The following is an 18,383-nucleotide window of genomic DNA, read 5'->3' on the forward strand; positions in this document are numbered from 1 at the left end:
TCACGAGGGGATGGTATGTAGTTGAACGAAGGCGGCTTCGGCTGTCGCGATGTTGGGCTCGGCGATCGAAGGCGTTCAGCGAAACCGCTTGAAGAGGATAGGACAAGCCATGCGAACGAGACTTGCGGCTGCAGCGCTTGCCGTGACTGTGTTTTGCGCGGTTCTGGCCCGCGCCGATGACCTGAAAGCTTTCAAGCTGACGATCGATGGCGTGGTGGTCGACATCGACCCAGGCGAGGACATGGACGTGACCTTGCCCGGCGGCAAGACGAGCAAGGTGCGGATCGACCGCAATGACTTCGCCACCTTCTCCGGCGCCACTTTTTCCTTCGTTCATCCAAGCAACATTTCGATCACCAAGAGTGATCTCAGCGACAGCATCACCCAGTATCTCATGGCTTCGGCCCTTGGCACGATCGTCCTGGTGCAGGAATACGACAAGATGAACCCGGTGTCTCTCAACCAGCTGATGCTGCAGGAGATGGCGAAGGAATCCGTTCAGGCGGGTGGAACGCTGACGCAGAAGCCGACGACCCGCAAGCTCGCCGACGGCAAGGAACTGACGGGTATCAAGGCCACCGTGAAGACACGTACCGACAGTGCCGACTTCGAGATCGTCGGCTTCGGCCTTGCCGATCAGGGGCTGCTGTTCATCACGCGAATAGGCGATCAGGACGTTGCAACCGAAAAGCCGCTGATCGACAAGTTCTGGGCGAACCTCAAGGTCAAGCTGTAGGAAAGTTGGATTACAGTCCGCTCGGCATCATCCCCGCCAGCCAGTTTGCCGACCGTTTCGCCATGCCGACCGTCGCGGAAGCGGCACGGCTGAGATCGGTCTTGACAACGGCGTAGCCGGCCTTAGTGCGGTACAGCACGGCGCGGCCGCCATCGACCGCCGCTTCATAGGCGACGGGTCTTGCGGCCTCCGTTTCCATCGCTGTCGCCGGCGATCCGACGGGAATGCTCGGCCTGTGGCTGAGTTCAGGCGGCAGCGGATCGCTCGCGGCTTGCCTCGGCGTCGTCAACTCGGGTCCTGAGGCTATCGCCGCCAACTCGGAGGACGACACCGAACCCTTGGCGCGGCAAATGCCGGAGACCAGCGGATAGTTGAAATTCTCCTGGTGCAGCATCTGGCTTTTCATCGCCGCCTCGCAGTCGGCGATGGTCGCCCACTTGGCCGGCGTCTCGCCGATATATTCGCAAAGCTTGGCGTCGCAGTCGCAGCCGACGATGGTCATGGCGACAAGGGCGGTCTTGATCACGGTCTTGTCCCTTTATGTTGCCTCCCCCCACCAGCACCAATCGCTGCGGAACAAGGCGGGAATTGGCCGCGATTGTGAAATGTGCATGACGGAATGTTTCTGAGATGCCGGCTGTGACCGAAAAACGTCAGTCGTCGTAGACGCGCTCCTGGCGCCGGCCTCGATCTTGCGCACGGCGACGGTTAGCCCGGCGTGGCGCATGGCCGAGTCGGCCGGCAGCGGGAGGCTGAACAATGTGCGTGGGGGTGGCCCAAAAAACAGTCGGCGCTGGGATTTCTCCCAGCGCCTCCCTGTCAGATCAGGACACGGTCACGGCAGCAACTTCCGCAAAGTCGTCGCGCCAAGCCGGCCTTGATTTTGACGGTCCTGCCAGTCACCGCCCGAAAGCAGTGTCCGTTCCGGACCACGCCGATCTCCACCCTTGCGAGCTTCGCTCAGCGTACCATCGAAGGTGTTTGCCGTCCTTCATGGCAGCATCGGTCCGCCGTCGGCGTTCGCACGCTTTCCGCGGCCCCGTAGGTCTCGGCTTCCGTCCCTCTAGCAGGCGAGCCTGCTATCGCTCAGGGCCGTACGGGCCTCAGGAAATCCGCCTTTTCGCTTTGCCTTTCGGCTTGGCGATCGGTAGCCGCCTGAGATGGGTTCAATGTACGCCGGGTAAGTGTCCGGGGGAACCGCCCCGGGCCTGTGGATAGCGGGATTATCGGGGACCAAGCCGGTGGCGAGGCATTTCTTCGACGGAGCGCCCCGATCGGCTAGCTGAAGTAATCCGGCCTTGTCTGCCGCAATCGTGCGTTGCCGGACAATCGGCGCTTGCTCCGCAAGGCAGCGCGGGCTTCAATGCCGGCAAAGTAGTTGAGACGCAAGCGTTTCCGAAAGCCTTTGGGGGAGGTTGCTTGAAAGTCGGGGTGGTTCTCAATCCGATTGCCGGCGGCGGCAGGCTGAAGCGGCACTGGCCGGAGGTCGCGGCATCGCTGAAAAAGCATTTCGGCGATTTCGAGATGCGTGAAACCCAGGCCGAGGGCGACGCCGAAAGGCTGGCGCTCGACCTCGCCGCCAGCGGCTTCGATCTGGTGATCGCGGCGGGCGGCGACGGCACCGCCAGCGAAGTCGCCGACGGCCTGCTGCAGGCGTTCGATGAAACCGGCCGGACGACCGAGCTTGGCCTGCTGCCCTGCGGCACCGGCATCGATTTCGCCCGCGGGCTCGGCCCGGTGCGCGAGGTCGATGCCACACTCAAGCATCTTGCCGAAGCCAAGCCGCGCAAGGTCGATGCCGGGCGCATCTGCTACATCGACGATCATGGCGCGCTGGCCAGCCGCCATTTCATCAACATCGCCAGCCTCGGCATGTCGGGCGCTACCGACCGCGCGGTCAACGCCGACAAGCGCAAGGGCAAGGTCTCGGCCAAGGCGCTGTTCTTCTGGCGCACCGTGGTGGAGTTCATCCGCTATCGGTTCCAGGACGTCAGGATCACCGTCGACGATGGCCCCGCTGTCGAGGCGCGTATGGCGCTGGTGGCGGTGGCCAACGGCAAGTTCTTCGGTGGCGGGATGATGATCGCGCCGGATGCCGAACTGGACGATGCGCAGTTCGACATCGTCATCCTGCGCGCGGCGAGCAAGCTGCAACTGATCCGGGATCTCAGGCTGCTCTATGGCGGGCGGCACCGCAACCATCCGGCAATCACCATCCTGCGCGGCAAGAAAGTGGTTGTGGAACCGCTCGGCGATGTGGAAAAGAACGGCGCGCTGGTCGACATTGACGGTGAGTCGCCAGGGCGCATACCCGCCACCTTCGAGATCCTGCCCGGCGCACTGACCTTAAGGTATTGATTCAGGCGGTTAAGGAATTGATCCAGGCAGTTGCGGACATGAGTCCGCTGGTCCGCTCAGTGGTCTGAAATCGTTTGTAAAATTTAGCCGTCTCAGATTTCCAGCTTGGCCGGAAAACCGGGGGCGCGCAGGTCGGTGCCGACCGCATCCTCGAGCAGTTTGACGATCTGGGTCGACCAGGCGTCGCCGCCATAGGCGTCTTTGCCTTGCTGAAAGATCGCTTTTACGCGCGACGCCAGGTCGAGCGGCACGCCAAATGTCTCACCCATGCTCAACGCGAAGCCGAGATCTTTCAGCGCCAGGTCCATGGTGAAGCCGATGTCGTAGGAGCCGTTCAGGACGAGCTGACTTTCGGTCTCGTGGACGAAGCTGTTGCCGGAGGAAGCGACTATGGCGTGATAGGACTGAGTGAGGTCGAGCCCGCCCTTTTTGGCCAGCATCAGCGCTTCGCCGGCGGCGACAAGATGGATGAAGGCCAGCATGTTGGTGATGACCTTGATGACCGCCGCCGAGCCGATCGGCCCCATCAGAAACGACTTCGAGCACATCGCCTCTATGGCTGGGCGATGGCGCGCGTAGAGTGCTGGATCGCCGCCGACCAGCGCCGTGATCTTGCCGACGGCCGCCAGATGGACGCCGCCGGTCACCGGGCACTCCAGCGTCTCGACGCCCTTTGCCGAAGCGAGGGCTGCGAGCCGCAGAATCTCGTCACGGCCGTTGGTCGACATCTCGATCCAGGTGCCGCCGCTGAGCAGGCCTTCGAGCAAGCCTCCGGGACCGGCCAGCACGGCTTCGCTGACCACCGGCGAGGGCAGGCACGTAATTGCATTGCCGGCGCGGGCGGCGGCCTCTGCGGGGCTCTTGGCGGCAACAGCGCCGAGCGCTACCAGGCGCTCGACGGCGGCCGGGTCGCGGTCGAAGACGGTGACGGCGAAGCCGTTGCGGACCAGGCTGGCGGCTAGGTTGCCGCCGAGATGGCCAAGGCCGATGAAGGCGTAGTTTTCGCTCACGGCATCAACGGCGTCTGCATCATCTGCAGATGCAATTCCTTGCCGTCATAGGGATGCGCCTCGCAGACGGCCTCGTCGAGCTCGACACCGAGACCGGGCTCCTTCGACGGGATGACGTTGCCGTCCTGCCATTCGATCTTCTTCTTGAGCAGCGTCGCGTGAAAACCGTCCCACTGCTTCAGCGATTCCAGGATGAGGAAGTTGGGCAGCGTCACGGCAAGCTGGATGTTGGCCGCACCGACGATCGGCCCGCAATAGCAATGCGGCGCGACCTGGATGTGGTAGGCCTCGGCCATGGCGGCGATCTTCTTGGTCTCGAGAATGCCGCCGGAGCGGCCGAGGTCGGGCTGAAGGATGGTGGCGGCGCGGTTCTCGATGACGCGGGCGAATTCGAATTTGGTCGTCAGCCGTTCGCCGGTGGCGATCGGGATCGACGTGCCGCGAGCGACCTGCGCCATCACCTCGGGCATGTCGGGCGGCACCGGCTCCTCGAACCACAGTGGATCGTAAGGCTCGATGGCGCGGGCGAGCCGCAGCGCGCCCGAAGCGGTGAACTGGCCGTGGGTGCCGAAGAGGATGTCGGCGCGCGTGCCGACCGCCTCGCGGATCGCCTTGATCATGCGGGCGGAGAGGTCGATGTCGACAAGGCGCGGCTGGTGGCCGTCGAAGGCGGTGTAGGGGCCGGCCGGGTCGAGCTTGACCGCATTGAAGCCTTGTTCGACATATTCGAGCGCGCAGGCGGCGGCGAGGTCCGGATCGTTGTAGACATTCTTGCCGTGCGCATCCTCGGAATGGACGCTGCCGGTGTGCGGATAGAGATAGGTGTAGGAGCGCAGCGTCTCGTGCACCTGGCCGCCGAGCAGCTTGTAGACCGGCTTGTCGGCCTCCTTGCCGATGATGTCCCAGCAGGCCATTTCGAGCGCCGAGAAACAGCCCATGCCGGAAACGTCGGGGCGCTGGGTGAAGCCGGACGAATAGGCGCGGCGGAAGAAGTTCTCGATGTCGTGCGGATCGCGGCCGACGAGATAGCGCTCGGCCATGTCCTCTATCATCCTGGCGGTGACATGGCCGGAGAAGGTGGCGTTGTAGGCCTCGCCATAGCCGACCACGCCGCCATCGGTGATGAGCTTGACGAAGATGAAATATTTGCCGCCGATGCCGGGCGGCGGGTTGCCGACAACCCAGGTCTTGACGTCGGTGATTTTCATTTCTGATCCTCCAGAACCAGTTCGGCGCCCTTCCATCCGGTCAGGATCGAAGCGGCGTTGGTGTTGCCGGTGATGTTGTCGGGAAAGGCCGAGGCGTCGATGACGCGAAGGCCTTCGAGACCATGCACCTTGAGGCGCGGGTCGACCACGGCGCGCGCGGCGTCCGGCCCCATGCGGCAGGTCGAGACCGGGTGATAGACGGTGCCCGAGCGCTTCCGGAAATCCGCAATCAGGTCGGCGTCCGAAGTGATTGATGGACCGGGCAAAACCTCTTCCTCGATGATCTCGGCCATCGCCGGCATCGAGGCGATCTTGCGCACGAACTTCACCGCCGCCAGCATTTCGTCGACATCGGCGTTGGTCGAATAGGCGTTGGCCGTGATCCGCGGATAGTCGCGCGGATTCTTCGAACGGATCATGATCTCACCGCGGCTCGATGGCCGGCAGTTCGACAGGCCGATGGAGAAGCCCGGCCACGGATCGGGCGTCAGGATCGGGCGCTCGCCGCTCTTCGGAATGACGGTCGAGAAGGCCTGGAAATAGAGCTGCATGTTGGGGCGTGCAGCGGTCGGGTCGGTGCGGAAGAAGCCGCCGGCATTGTTCATCGACAAGGACAGCGGCCCGGAGCGCAACAGGATGTATTGCATGCCGACCATGAGCTTGCCCCACCATGGGCGCAGGACCTGGTTGAGCGTCGGCAGCCTGCCCTTGAAGGTGTAGTTGATGCCGACATGGTCCTGCAGGTTCGCGCCGACATTCTCGTTGGCCTGAACGACCGGAATGCCCAGCCCCTTGAGCAGCGCCGAGGGGCCGATGCCGGAGAGCTGCAGAAGTTGCGGCGAGTTGATCGAACCGCCCGACAGGATCACTTCGCGGCCCGCTCGTACCGTCCTGGTCGAGCCGTTCTGCAGATATTCGACGCCGACTGCGCGCCTGCCTTCGAACAGGATCCTTGTGGCCAGCGCATTCGTCTCGACGCGGACGTTCTTGCGCTTCATCGCCGGGCGCAGGAAGGCGCGGGCGGCCGACATGCGGCGGCCGTTCCTTGTGGTGATCTGGTAGATGCCGACGCCATCCTGGGAGGCGCCGTTGAAATCGGGATTGAGTGGCAGGCCGGCCTGCTGGCCAGCGGCGAGATAGCGCCGGGTCAGTGGGTGGACGGCGTTTGAACAATCGGTGATATGCAAGGGACCGCCGACGCCGCGCCATGTGTCCGCGCCGGCCTCATTGTCTTCCAGCGCCTTGAAGGCCGGCAGCAGATCGTCATAGCCCCAGCCGGGGTTGCCGGCGGCCGCCCAGGCGTCGAAATCCTCGCGGGCGCCCCTGATATACACCATGGCGTTGATCGAGCTGGAACCACCGAGCAGTTTGCCGCGCGGCCAGTGGTCGGCATTGCCGGCGAAGCCGGGGTCGGGTTCGGCCTTGTAGTTCCAGTTGACCGCGGGATCGAAGAAGGTCTTGCCGTAGCCAAGCGGCATCTGGACATAGAAGCGCCGATCGGTGCCGCCGGCCTCGAGCACCAGCACCGAGAAGCGGCCCGAGGCCGATAGTTTGTCGGCGAGCACCGAGCCGGCCGAGCCGGAGCCGACGATGATGAAATCAAAGGTCTGCATGATGGGTTGGGCGGCTCCGGAAACTCAGGCCGCAGCCTAGACGTGGCGGCGTTCCAAAGTCGCCGTGCCTTCCGGCATTCCTTGTGAAAAAAGCGACCGCTACCGGGACGCGCTTTTCGCAATGACCGGCACTTGCGACATTTCGAGCGCGTTGACGCCTCGACGGCATGCCGATACGTGATTGGACCTGTCGATCTTGAGGGGATTTCCGCATGGTGCATTACGCTGAAGGACGGCCGATCGGCGATCTGACGCTGCGGACGCTGGCCATGCCTTCGGACGCCAATGCGGCCGGCGACATTTTCGGCGGCTGGGTGATGGCGCAGATGGACCTTGCCTGCGGCATCCGTGCCGCCGAGCGCGCCAAGGGGCGCGTGGTGACGGCGGCGGTGAAGGAGATGTCGTTCGCCAAGCCGATGAAGATCGGCGACACGCTCTGCATCTACACCCATGTCGAACGTGTCGGCCGCACCTCGATGACGCTCAAGGTCGAGGCCTGGGCGCAACGCTACCTGTCCGACCTCATGGAGAAGGTCACCCACGCCGATTTCGTCATGGTGGCGCTGGACGGCGAGGGCAAGCCGAAGGCGGTTCCGGCGGAAGGCTGACCGACGCGATTCACGCAGATACCCGACGACAGAAAAGCTCCTGCCGGGCACCACCAATGGCGACCTCGGCGCAGGTCCTTGGCGCGCTGCCCGTGAATGCGGCGAGAGCAGGGCGACGCGGTCGGAAGACAATGCGTCAACACATGCTGAACGGTGCTGTGATGAGTGCCCTTGCGACCCTGGTCTGACAGCCTGGTGCGATCTCTGTTGGCGAGGTCCAGGGAGGCTTTGCGGGGGCGCAAATTGCTCATCGGAAAACCGCGCTACCTTCGGTAGTCGGCTAAATTCTTGACTCGCATCCGTGATGGCATTTGATGCATCCGCGAAACCGCCGCGCCACCGCCATGATCAGACAGCCACCTCCGCCGTTCCGCCGAAATTGCTTGATCCGAAATCGATCCGGGAGCCGGCCGGTTCAGGAAATTTCCGCAGGGCCAGACACGACTGCAACAGCAGGGTACATCACTTGAATAGGGTGCAGAACGTCTTGCAGAGCAAGGGTTTCAGGCGTGCATCCCGTCGAACTTTTCGCGTGCTGCCCTGACTCGCTCTGTGTTCTTGCGCGCCCATTCGCCGAGCGCGCTGACCGGGATAAGCAGCTCGTGGCCAAGCTCGGTCAGCTCATAGTCGACGCGCGGCGGGATGGTCGGAAACACGGTGCGGGTGACGAAGCCGTCGCGCTCCAGCCCGCGCAGAGTGGTGGTCAGCATCTTCTGCGAAATGCCGCCCACGGCGCTGCGCAATTCGTTGAAGCGCAGCGGTCCGTCGCCGAGCTTGCCGACCACGAGCACGGTCCATTTGTCGCCGACACGCTGCAGGATTTCCGAGATGGCGCGGCAATCCTCGGAGCGGTGTGGGTGCCTCAGTAACAAAAAAGTGCCTCCTTGCGCTTCGCGCGGACAGTCACTCATATATCTCAGGTATCTAAACGATACCACTATTTCCTGACATGGAGAGCCTCCCAAATGTCCAAGCCCAAAATCGCTATTGTCGTCGGTTCGACCCGCGCTGCGCGTTTCGCCGATGTGCCCACTCAGTGGATCGCCAAGATCGCCAAGTCGCATGCCGACATCGACGTCGAAGTCGTCGATCTGCGCGATTTCCCACTGCCGTTCTTCGACGAGGTCGCCTCCTCCGCGTGGGCACCGTCGCAGAACGAAGTGGCGCAGCGTTGGCAGAAGAAGGTCGCCGAGTTCGACGGCTTCATCTTCACCGCCGCCGAGTACAATCATGGCCCGACGGCCGTGCTGAAGAACGCCATCGATTATGCCGCCAATGAGTGGAATAAGAAGCCGGCCGGCTTCGTCGGCTATGGCAGCGTCGGCGGCGCGCGCGCCGTCGAGCAGCTGCGCCTGCATGCCGTCGAACTGCAGATGGCGCCGGTCAAATCGGCGGTCCATATCGCCTGGGGCGATTTCCTTGCCGTCCGTCAAGGCGAGAAGAAGCTCGAGGAGCTGGAGCACCTGAACCAGGCTGCTGCCGCGCTCGTCAACGACGTTGCCTGGTGGGCCAAGGTCCTGAAGGCAGCGCGCAACGCCGATGCGATCGACCAGGAAGCCAAGGCGGCCTGATCGCCTCTCGAATTATCCTCCCAGGGATATGGGGCGGCGCTTGCGCCGCCCTTTTCAATTTCCGGACGCTGCCGGAGCGTGCTGCGCCTGTCTTGGCCTGATGATACAATCGGCCAAACGTTCCTGCTCGTCCAGCTCGTCGGCATGGTGCTGCCCCCATTCGCAAAGCGCCAGCAGGATGGGCTCGAGGCTGAAGCCAAGCGGCGTCGCGGAATATTCGACGCGCGAGGGGATTTCGGCAAAGATTTCACGGCTGACGAGGCCGTGCTCCTCCATTTCGCGAAGCTGCTGGATCAGCACTTTTTGGGTAATGGCGGGCACCTGTGACTTCAGCGCCGACAGCCGCCTGGGTCCATCGAAGAGATGATAGAGGATGACCGCCTTCCAGCGGCCAGAGATCACTTTCAAGGCGCGTTCGGCCGGCAGCATCGGCAGTCTCTTGATAGGGCCGGTCATGGTCACCTCTTGGTCAGCAGGGGACAAATGAGTTTGTAGTCCGAGCCTCGCAGATAGTGGCAAACAGCTGCTGTTGCCATAGCGAGGTTGCCATGCGAGCCATTCAACTCAACCGTTTCGGCGGTCCCGATATTCTTGATGTCGTGGAGCTGCCCAAGCCCGAGCCGCAGGCCGGCGAGGTGCTGGTCCGCGTTCATGCGGCCGGCGTGAATTTCTTCGAGGCGCTGATGCGTGCCGACCGCTACGCGGTCACGCCGCAACTGCCTCTCATCCTCGGCGTGGAGGCTGCAGGGATCGCCGAGGCCATTGGGCAGGGCGTGGACGCAAAGCTGCTTGGCGCACGCGTCGCGGCGCCGCTGTTTGCGTCAACCCACCCCTTTGGCGGCTACGCCGACTATGTGACGATCGATGCCGGCCTTGCCGTATCCTTGCCGGATGCGCTCTCTTTCGAGGATGCGACGGCCTTGATGGTGCAGGGGCTGACGGCCCTGCATCTGCTGCGACAAAGCCCGCCCGCCGGCAAATCGGTGCTGGTTGGCGCTGCCGCCGGCGGTGTCGGGTCGCTGCTCGTCCAGCTTGCCAAACGAAGCGGCGCCAGCACTGTGATCGCTGCCGCCGGCAGTAGGGCCAAGCTCGATCTTGCGATGTCGCTCGGCGCCGATGTTTCGGTCGACTACAGCAGGGCGGATTGGGCCGCCCAGATCCGGGAAGTGACAGGCGGGGTTGGCGTTGACATCGTCTACGACACCGTGGGCGGTGCGATGACGGCAACGGCGCTAGACGCGCTGGCACCTTGCGGCGAGCTGGTGTTTGCCGCGCTTGGAAGATACGCACTGAGAGCGGCGGAGATGGAAGCGATGATCGGCCGCAACCAGTCGCTCAGGGGGTTCGCCCTGCTGCCGCTGTTTACGCCCGCCGGGCTGCGTGAAAACCTGTCGGAGCTCTTCCAGCTCGCCGCTAGCGGCGCGCTTGTCGTGACCGCTGGCGCACGCTTCCCGCTCGCCCAGGCGAGCGACGCGCATCGCCTGCTGGAGGATCGTCGCTCCACAGGCAAGGTCGTGCTGGTGCCTTGAGTATCGCCGATCAAATCGTCCAGAGTCCGGTCGCGGAATCTGCTCTCCGTCACCAGAAGTGGACTTGCTATAGCCAACCGCCCGAAAAGCCGGCTCGGCGCAGTCCCGCGGCGATGGCCGGCACGCGGCGCATCAGTCGCCACAGGAAGTCCGATCGGTAGTTCTCGATCATCAGGGCGATCGGCCCCTGATTGATGCCGACATGGTCCGGCGATACCCAACCGCAAGAGCGGCCGTCGGCGGCGGCGATTGTCGGATTGAAGCTTGCGGTGAAACCGTAAGGGTTGCCCTGGTGCAGGTCGATCTCGTGGAAATGGCGCAGCGCCGGCAGAACGATCTCCGGCGCAAAGGGCAGTGAAGTAATCGCCGCCCACGGCGACAGCGTGCCGTCATCCGGGCCGAAAGGCGCGCCGCGCGCCAGATAGCTGTAGAAGCGGCGGCCACTAACCGTCTTTTGACGTTTTGTCGGGCCCGGGCCGTCGCTGGCGGTGATGCCCCAGCAATTCTCGCCGTAACCGCTGAAACCCTTCGGATTGCGGATGGCGTAGTCGCGCTGCAGATAGGTCGCCTGGCGGCTGTTCTCGAAATAGTCGCTGCCGTGATTGCGCATGAACGCATCGCGGATGCCGCGAAAATCGATCCAGATATGCGAGAACTGGTGGACGAACAGAGGACCGGCATAAACCAGTTCCCGGCCATAGATCTTCTTCCACTTGTAGGTGGACAGCCAGGCCGCGTAGCTCTCGGGCGGCAACGGATGGGTCGGCGAGCCGAGACCCAGCACATAAAGGATCACCGCCTCGTCGTAGCCTTGCCAGCGGTAGCGCAGGAAGCCTTTTTCAGGCCGCCAGCCATGGGTGACGGTGGCGCCGCCGTTCTGCGCCCAGCGCCAGTCGGCGCGGCGGTAAAGCGCATCGGCGAGCCGGCGGATTTCCAGTTCAGATTCGTCGTCCGCATCAAAATAGGCGCCGGCTGCCAGCATACCGGCGAGCAGAAGCGCGGTGTCGACCGTCGACAACTCACACTTCCAGACGCGGCGGCCGGTCTCCATGTCGAGGAAATGATAGTAGAAGCCCTTGTAGCCGGTGGCGTCGGGTTCTGGTCCGTGCGGCGCGTTCCAGAAGAAACGAAGCGTGGCGAGCGTCCGTGCAGCGGCGGCGGCGCGCGTCATGAAACCGCGCTCGACACCAACGGGATAGGCCGACAAAGCGAGCCCGACGGCGGCTATGCTGGCAGGCGACGCTTGCGTGTTGCGGTCGGCGACCAGGCCATTGGCCGGGTTGGCCTCCTTAAGGAAATAATCGAAGGACAGGCGCTGGGTGTTCGAGAGAAGCTCGTCATTCAGCTTGTGGTCGCTCGATGCATCCATGGCTGCCGATATAGAGGTTTTCGCTGCGCTTCCCACCTTTTTCGGTGATCAATCATAGGTGAGGAAGGCGAAGGCGGATAGCGATAGGCGTCAAAAATTCACACTGAAACACTGCTCCTTCTGTCGCAAAACATGCCGAGCCAATCATCACTGCTGAACACTTGGCGACAAGATTAGCGAAGCATCGACAACGATGGAGACGGCGAAATCGACGAGGAAGATGAAGGCTGAGCAGTCAGCGACATCGGCAGCTTCGGCCGTCCCTTCCCGACGTTTGATGGCAACGGATGACGTTCAGGGCGCTCACCACGGCGGCGGCGAGCCCGACACCATACCGCAGGCGATCGACGCGACGGGCGCCAAGGGCCGTACCTGACCCTATGTTCCCTTCACGATTCTCGGTTTAGTCGGTCGGCGGGATTGAGCCGCGCTCTCGAGGGCCAAGGCCAACCGCTTCTCGTCTTCGATGGCGCGATCGACTGCCTCAATTTCCTCCTGGAGCGCCTTCAGCTCGGCTCCGTAGCTGGAGCCGTCGCTGTCCCCGATCTGAAAGCCACTTGCCCGCATTGCGTCGCGGGTATGGTGCACGTTACGGACTCCTTCGCGTCGAGTCGCGACCAGGATTTCCCTGAACTCTCCAAGACGTTCAACGTGATTGCGAGTCATTGCGTTCTCCTATTTCGTCGTCATCCTCGCCGACGGCGATTCAGAACGGCTTACGGCGCAGAAGGTTTAAGGAGATACTCTCGACAAAGCATGAGTGCGGAAGCTCAAATTTGAACGTCTTGCAATAACGTGGAGCGCGGGAGCCGGAAATTGGCTTGGGACCCGACCGATCACCGACCAGATGCTAGACTCTTCGGCCGAGCGCGTCTGCTGCTCGGCGCGCTTGCTCGTTGGCGCGCTTGGTGGTCCTCCAGCTGCCGATTCTGGATCGCAAGGGTCCGTTTCTGAGCGCACAGCGACGCTGGTCTCAATGTCCGATAAGCGGCGCGAAGCGGCCATTCACAGTGCGCGGGACAAAGGTGTCCTTTAGCTTAAAAACGGCCATTCCGGCACAACCAGCCTTGGCCTCAAAATACAACAAGGCCCCTTCCGGGGCCTTGCGTATCAACATCAGTGCCGGGCCAGTCGCCCCCTCATTTCCCCATCATCTGCTTGGCATTCTCCGCCGTGATCGCCGTCGTTTCCACCGTCACCGTCGTGTCCACGGAGGTCGCGCAGTCGAGCAGAATCTTCTTCGACATCTCTATCGCTTCCTTGGCGCCTGTCGGGTAGGTGAAGGTCGCCGCCCAGTCGCTCTTGGCCACTGCCTCGATGCCGCCAGCCGGACCCGGCAGGCCGTCGGTGCCGATGATCTTGACGTCCTTGCCCGCGACCTTGGCGGCGATCAGCGCGCCGGCCGCCATCATGTCGTTCGAGGCATAGAGCACCTGTCCCGCACCCAGGCGGCGGGCGCGGTTCTACTAGTCCGAAAACCTCACGCTCACGCCGCGCTGGCGAAAATAAGCCTGCATCAACTTGCGGCCCGAGCGGTTGTTCTGCGCCAACTTGGTCGGATCGAACACCGCCTGTTTTATCCCTTCCAGTGCCAGCGCCGCCTTGAGCGTCGCGATATGGGCGTCGATGTCGGCATTGTCGGCCCGGAGCGAGGCATAGATGCTCTCGGTCGCCTGGGCCACGGTCGGTTCGCTCACAGCTGTCGTCCTTTGGTTGGTTGAGCGGCGGCTTAACATAGATTCGTGGCTCCGCCGATACCGCGGTGGACTTCCGTCAATCTCAGGCGAATGGCCGCATTGCCAACCCTGCCAAAGTCGAAAGTCCGACCCGCTGCCCCGCAGCTCTTGACGAAAATTGGTGCGCCTGTTTGAGAGCGGGGGATCGAGACGTTTGCTGCATGGGGAGATGAGCAAGGGGTGGGCAAACAGTGAAGCGCGTTCTTCGGATGCTTGCTGCGGTGACTATGGCGTCCGGCGTGACCGGCTGCACAAGCATTTCCTACTACGCGCAGTCGCTGGAGGGCCATGTGCAGATCATGGCGGCGCGCGAAAATGTTGGAAAACTGATTCATGATTCTTCGACGCCTGAGGCATTGCGTGCCAAGTTGACGTCGGCGAGCGCCATAAGACGGTTTGCGACATATGAACTGGCACTGCCCGAAAACAACAGCTACCGCAGCTATGTCGACATCCATCGCGACGCCGTGACCTGGGCCGTTTTTGCCGCGCCGCAATTCTCGCTCACGCCACGAACATGGTGCTTTCCGGTTTTTGGCTGCGTTCCCTACCGGGGTTACTTTGCCCGAAAATCCGCGACTGAGAGCGCTGTCGAGCTTCATAAACAGGGGCTGGACGTCTATGTCACGGGCGTCACCGCATATTCCACGCTGGGCTGGTCCAGTGACGCGCTACTAAGCACCATGCTCCGTCAGGATGACACGTATCTCGCAAGCCTCATTTTTCATGAGCTGGCGCATCAGCGCATCTATGTCGATGACGACTCAGCATTCAATGAGGCTTTCGCAGTTGCTGTCGAAACCACCGGTGTAAGGAAATGGCTCCGCGCAGCTGGCGATTACGCCGGATTGCGCCGCTACGAAGCCGATCGCAAGCGCAGCGCCGATTTTCTCGGACTGGTGTCGGAAACTCGGGACGAGTTAAGGCAGGTCTATGAAAGCTCCCGTACCTCGGAGCAGATGGCGGCTGCCAAAGCAGCTACGATCGACAAGCTGCAGATGCGCTACCGGCAAATGCGCGTCAAGCTCTGGGCAGGATACCGGGGATACGACGCCTGGTTCGATGCCCCGATCAACAACGCAAAGCTCGCCGCGACTGCTGTCTACGGCGAACAGGTTCCGGCGTTTCTTCGCTTGTTCGACTTGTGCTCCGGCGATTATCCCAGGTTCTACGCTTCTGTTCGACGGATTGCGGATATGCACGAACCTTCCCGTGCCAAAGCGCTCAAGGCTGTCGCTACGTGTGATCGACTTCAACAAGCAGGGGAGCCCTGTCTCTGGAATGCTCCGGTGTCAGATTGGGGGCCGTTGGCGGACTTGCGGCTTAGAGGCTCGGAATGTCAGAAGCGGACCCACAGTCGGGCTGCGTGCATCGACGTGAACTGACCCATTCCGGTCATCGCCTCATTCCACCTGAAGGTCGCGAAAAGGGTGCGAACCCGGGCTTCACACAAACGCCCATCGTCTCAGCGTTTAAAGGTTTGGCGATCTCCTCGAGACGTTCGCAGGGCGCGTTTCCCCATGCGGCCGGCTTTGCAATGCGCTACACTCCCAGACCGCCGCGTCCGCGACGACGGCACCGCCTGCTGGGGTGATGATTGGTCGCCCCTTGAAGGAGCTTCGCCCATGAAGCGCAGAATGGCCGCCCTGATGGTAGGCGATATCGTCGGCTATTCCGGAATGATGGAGCGAGCCGAGGAGCAAACCGCGGAACGCTTGGCTAGCTGTCAGGCCCTCATTTCAGAAAAGGTCGATCTGCTCGACGGCCGGGTTTTCAAGACGACGGGTGACGGGGCCCTCGCCGAATTTCCGAGCGCCGTAAACGCCGTGCGCAGTGCATTCGAGATCCGCAGCGCGCTTGCAGGCGCGCAAGAGCCCGACACCGAACCTTTGAGGATGCGGTTCGGTCTCCATATCGCGGATGTCGTGGTGCAGGGCGATGATCTGGTCGGAGACGGCGTCAACCTCGCGGCGCGCATACAGGCGGCAGCCGAACCAGACTCGATCTATGTGAGCGGTGCGCTCTTCGATCATGTCCGCCGCAATTCTGCGTTCATATTCGACGATATGGGCGAGCGGGCGTTCAAGAACATTACGGAATCGGTGCACCTCTATCGGGTCCGCGGCGAGATCGGAGCGCATCGGCTGCAGTCGGCGCCGACGCAACTGGTCATCACGACGGAACGGCGGCCGGCATCGGTCGCGGTGCTCCCTTTCCGGGTTTCGGGCGACGACGAGAACCAGCGCTATCTCGCTGAGGGCCTCACCGAGGAGCTTATTGTCGAACTGGGGCGGTTTCGGCGTCTTTCGGTCAGTTCGCGGAGTGCGAGCTTCGCGGTTGCGGACTCCCACCCGGATCCGGTGAGGGTCGGCGAGGCTCTGGGCGTTCGATATGTGCTTGAGGGACAGGTGCGCAAGATCGGAGAGCGGGTTTCGATCAGCCTCACGCTGTCGGAAACCGACCGGGGGACGGTGGTCTGGAGCGACAAGATCCAGCGTCCGTTCGAGGAAATTCTCGCTTTGGTTGATGGAACCGTCGCGAGGATCGCCGCGACGGTATCCGGACGGATGGAGGACGCAGCCATGGTGGCGGCGCGCCGAAAGCCGCCAGAAAACATGACCGCCTTCGACTGCCTCTTGCGCGGGCTCGATCATCACCGCCTGGGCGGCGTCACCGACGACAATGCTCGCCAGGCCGTCGGCTGGCTTTCAAAGGCGATCGAGGCCGATCCGCACTACGCGGCCGCCTATGCGTGGAGGGTCTGCGCAGCGTCAGGGCTGCCGGGTTTCGACCCCGAGCAAGGTCGACGGGACATTTGCCGCGCGCTCGAGCTTGACCCCTGCGATGCCGAGGCAAACCGGATCATGGGCGCGTTTGAACTTATGGGTGGCAACTTCGACGAGGCCCTGGCGCACAGCCGCAGAGCAATGGAATTGAACCCGACGGATGCCTACATCAAGGCAAGATGCGCCGCGGTCTTTACCTGTGTGGGCGAAGCAGGGCGTTCATTGTCCTTGCTCGACGAAGCCGAGATGCTCGACCCGTTCCTTCCTGTGTGGTGCGTTGAGGAACGGGGTGTGGCTCTTTATGCGCTGGGCCGCTATGCCGAGGCTATTGAATCCCTCCGCAAACTCACGTTTCAGACCACTCGATCGCGCCTCTATCGGGCGGCCGCGCTCGTGGCGCTCGATCGATCCGACGAAGCCGGCCGGATGGTCAGGGAAGCTGTCGGCAGCGAGGCAGCTCTAACGGCCTCCAACTTCACCAGCCGCGAGTGTTACCGCGATCCTGAGAAGGCTCGGGAGCTTGGCCGCTTGCTAAGGGAAGCAGGTTTGCCGCCATAAGATCGGTGGCGACGGTCTGCCGCTAACGACAACCCGTTCAGCACACACACTGTCGAAGTCTGCAACGGGTCGACTCCGGTCGTTTGCGATCGAAAAGGGAATGGCCGCTCATGACGCGACTACGATGTCCAGGGTGGTCGCCGGCAACGTCTGCTATCGGGCAACAGCAAAGATCACCTCAACGGCCGACATGCGGCGCAAAGCTGCCGTTCGCGTTGTGGAAGACATACGTCCGCTTCGGGTGGCGGATTCAACTGATCGGCCTCGGTCCGTTGACGGTCGGCCGGGCGAATGCCACCGGTTGGTGAGATCACCGAAAAGATCGATGAAGACTCTCGATCAAACCGTCGGCCGATCGAACTCATCGACTCGCCAGCCCGCCAGCGATCCCAAATCTCAGACCGCTGAGTTGACGAGTAGTAAATGCGACGTCTTCATGCCTCACACTCCATCTTTGACAAAAGACTAGTGTGTTGCATTCACCTGTTGAGCCCACCAACGATACCGGACATTCAAACTCCAAGGTTTGATGCTCGAACTGTTCAAAGCGGACGTGGAGGCTAGCTGATTATTCATCAGCGCACGGCGAATTGCCCCGCCATCATATCTTCGCCCCGCTTTGGGCTGCCAGTTCGCCGTCCAGCCAAGGATCGCTTTCAGCTAGCTGCCCCCCAGCGTCCGCCACGCGCCAGAAAGTGTAGTCAGCTTGGTGCAGGATGGTGTTCTCGAGGCTGCGCTGCACCAACTCGCCTTCGCCCGAATGAGCTGCGGCACAATGGGCGATCCCCTCCGGCAGTCCCATTGCCAAGCAGATGTAGAGGCCGAAGGCCGGATGGCGGATCGACGGCCTGCCGTTTGCGCGCGGATCGGCGTTCCACCGCCGCACGTTTTCGGGGTCGAACTCCCATACCTTGCCTATATCGTGGCAGAGGCAGCCGCCGATCAGGACGTCGCGGTCATAGCGGAAGCTGGGAAACAGCGCCGCCATCTCTTCGGCGATCTTTACCGCCATGCGGGTGACCGAGCGAAAATGGTCAGCCTGGGTTCCGTGGCGAAGCGGGCGCGTGTCGTAATTGCCAGAGGGCTTCATTTCTGAAATGCGAGAGAAAGGGCTGGCGGCCAGCGCCGCGGCCCAGGCGTCCGTGACGTTCTGGCGCAACGTCGAGTCGGAGATCCATTCTATCTCGGGAAGCTCAGCCACGACGTCAGCACGCATCGTATCGGTGATCGTAATGCGCTTCCCGATCAACTCAACCACACGTGGTTCGGTCATAGGATCTCGCCGCGGAAGCAGAGCAAAG

Annotated in this window: 17 protein-coding genes and 1 pseudogene; 7 read left to right on the forward strand and 11 right to left on the reverse strand. The window is 62.5% G+C overall.

Annotation, left to right across the window (positions count from 1 at the left end; all coding sequences use genetic code 11):
• Positions 1 to 109: 109 nt before the first annotated feature.
• Positions 110 to 736 (forward strand): hypothetical protein, encoded by a 627-nt coding sequence (locus AC1RUK_RS03760; protein ID WP_481836728.1) that lies wholly within the window; start codon positions 110 to 112, stop codon positions 734 to 736.
• Between the two features lie 10 nt (positions 737 to 746).
• On the opposite strand, the gene AC1RUK_RS03765 is transcribed toward AC1RUK_RS03760, so the two are convergent.
• Entirely contained in the window at positions 747 to 1,262 is a 516-nt protein-coding gene (locus AC1RUK_RS03765) for a hypothetical protein (RefSeq protein ID WP_481836727.1), read from the reverse strand.
• 893 nt (positions 1,263 to 2,155) lie between these two features.
• On the opposite strand from AC1RUK_RS03765, the gene AC1RUK_RS03770 reads away from it, so the two are divergent.
• Positions 2,156 to 3,094, forward strand: coding sequence for a diacylglycerol/lipid kinase family protein (locus tag AC1RUK_RS03770; protein WP_481836726.1), 939 nt, complete (start codon positions 2,156 to 2,158; stop codon positions 3,092 to 3,094).
• 92 nt (positions 3,095 to 3,186) lie between these two features.
• On the opposite strand, the gene AC1RUK_RS03775 is transcribed toward AC1RUK_RS03770, so the two are convergent.
• Genes AC1RUK_RS03775 through AC1RUK_RS03785 form a run of 3 tightly spaced genes read right to left on the reverse strand, consistent with a single transcriptional unit; the run spans position 3,187 to position 6,925 of the window.
• Positions 3,187 to 4,104, reverse strand: a complete 918-nt coding sequence (locus AC1RUK_RS03775) for an NAD(P)-dependent oxidoreductase (protein ID WP_481836725.1) — start codon at positions 4,102 to 4,104, stop codon at positions 3,187 to 3,189.
• Positions 4,101 to 5,312, reverse strand: coding sequence for a mandelate racemase/muconate lactonizing enzyme family protein (locus tag AC1RUK_RS03780; protein WP_481836724.1), 1,212 nt, complete (start codon positions 5,310 to 5,312; stop codon positions 4,101 to 4,103). Before AC1RUK_RS03780 ends, AC1RUK_RS03775 begins: the two co-directional genes overlap by 4 nt.
• On the reverse strand, positions 5,309 to 6,925 hold the full coding sequence (locus AC1RUK_RS03785) for a GMC family oxidoreductase (RefSeq protein WP_481836723.1): 1,617 nt from the start codon (positions 6,923 to 6,925) through the stop codon (positions 5,309 to 5,311). The genes AC1RUK_RS03780 and AC1RUK_RS03785 overlap by 4 nt, the downstream gene beginning before the upstream one ends.
• A 212-nt stretch (positions 6,926 to 7,137) precedes the next feature.
• Between AC1RUK_RS03785 and AC1RUK_RS03790 the strand changes: the two genes are divergently transcribed.
• On the forward strand, positions 7,138 to 7,533 hold the full coding sequence (locus AC1RUK_RS03790; RefSeq protein ID WP_404280287.1) for an acyl-CoA thioesterase: 396 nt from the start codon (positions 7,138 to 7,140) through the stop codon (positions 7,531 to 7,533).
• Positions 7,534 to 8,036: 503 nt separating this feature from the next.
• On the opposite strand, the gene AC1RUK_RS03795 is transcribed toward AC1RUK_RS03790, so the two are convergent.
• Complete coding sequence (locus AC1RUK_RS03795) at positions 8,037 to 8,405, reverse strand: winged helix-turn-helix transcriptional regulator (protein ID WP_436173028.1); 369 nt, start codon at positions 8,403 to 8,405, stop codon at positions 8,037 to 8,039.
• A gap of 93 nt (positions 8,406 to 8,498) precedes the next feature.
• Between AC1RUK_RS03795 and AC1RUK_RS03800 the strand changes: the two genes are divergently transcribed.
• Positions 8,499 to 9,104, forward strand: coding sequence for an NADPH-dependent FMN reductase (locus tag AC1RUK_RS03800; RefSeq protein ID WP_481836722.1), 606 nt, complete (start codon positions 8,499 to 8,501; stop codon positions 9,102 to 9,104).
• Positions 9,105 to 9,158: 54 nt separating this feature from the next.
• Here AC1RUK_RS03800 and AC1RUK_RS03805 read toward each other — a convergent pair whose 3' ends face one another.
• Positions 9,159 to 9,560 (reverse strand): winged helix-turn-helix transcriptional regulator, encoded by a 402-nt coding sequence (locus AC1RUK_RS03805; protein WP_481836721.1) that lies wholly within the window; start codon positions 9,558 to 9,560, stop codon positions 9,159 to 9,161.
• 92 nt (positions 9,561 to 9,652) lie between these two features.
• On the opposite strand from AC1RUK_RS03805, the gene AC1RUK_RS03810 reads away from it, so the two are divergent.
• Positions 9,653 to 10,633: a quinone oxidoreductase family protein gene (locus AC1RUK_RS03810; protein WP_481836720.1), complete on the forward strand. Its 981-nt coding sequence runs from the start codon at positions 9,653 to 9,655 to the stop codon at positions 10,631 to 10,633.
• A gap of 67 nt (positions 10,634 to 10,700) precedes the next feature.
• On the opposite strand, the gene AC1RUK_RS03815 is transcribed toward AC1RUK_RS03810, so the two are convergent.
• The 4 genes and pseudogenes from AC1RUK_RS03815 to AC1RUK_RS03830 all read right to left on the reverse strand — a co-directional run bounded on the left by AC1RUK_RS03815 (position 10,701) and on the right by AC1RUK_RS03830 (position 13,738).
• Positions 10,701 to 12,002: a glucoamylase family protein gene (locus tag AC1RUK_RS03815; RefSeq protein WP_481836719.1), complete on the reverse strand. Its 1,302-nt coding sequence runs from the start codon at positions 12,000 to 12,002 to the stop codon at positions 10,701 to 10,703.
• 378 nt (positions 12,003 to 12,380) lie between these two features.
• Positions 12,381 to 12,668: a hypothetical protein gene (locus AC1RUK_RS03820; protein ID WP_006201471.1), complete on the reverse strand. Its 288-nt coding sequence runs from the start codon at positions 12,666 to 12,668 to the stop codon at positions 12,381 to 12,383.
• A 473-nt stretch (positions 12,669 to 13,141) separates the two neighbouring features.
• Positions 13,142 to 13,438, reverse strand: a pseudogene (locus tag AC1RUK_RS03825) (substrate-binding domain-containing protein); the annotation flags it as partial.
• Positions 13,439 to 13,468: 30 nt separating this feature from the next.
• Positions 13,469 to 13,738: a hypothetical protein gene (locus AC1RUK_RS03830; RefSeq protein WP_481836718.1), complete on the reverse strand. Its 270-nt coding sequence runs from the start codon at positions 13,736 to 13,738 to the stop codon at positions 13,469 to 13,471.
• 209 nt (positions 13,739 to 13,947) lie between these two features.
• Here AC1RUK_RS03830 and AC1RUK_RS03835 point away from each other — a divergent pair, with 209 nt between their 5' ends.
• Positions 13,948 to 15,123 (forward strand): aminopeptidase, encoded by a 1,176-nt coding sequence (locus AC1RUK_RS03835; RefSeq protein WP_481839589.1) that lies wholly within the window; start codon positions 13,948 to 13,950, stop codon positions 15,121 to 15,123.
• 240 nt (positions 15,124 to 15,363) lie between these two features.
• The gene (locus tag AC1RUK_RS03840) at positions 15,364 to 17,082 is read left to right on the forward strand and encodes an adenylate/guanylate cyclase domain-containing protein (protein WP_481836717.1); all 1,719 of its coding nucleotides are present in this window, start codon (positions 15,364 to 15,366) and stop codon (positions 17,080 to 17,082) included.
• 601 nt (positions 17,083 to 17,683) lie between these two features.
• On the opposite strand, the gene AC1RUK_RS03845 is transcribed toward AC1RUK_RS03840, so the two are convergent.
• On the reverse strand, positions 17,684 to 18,355 hold the full coding sequence (locus tag AC1RUK_RS03845; protein ID WP_481836716.1) for an HD domain-containing protein: 672 nt from the start codon (positions 18,353 to 18,355) through the stop codon (positions 17,684 to 17,686).
• Positions 18,356 to 18,383 lie beyond the last annotated feature (28 nt).

The sequence above is a fragment of the Mesorhizobium monacense genome (genome assembly GCF_056781675.1).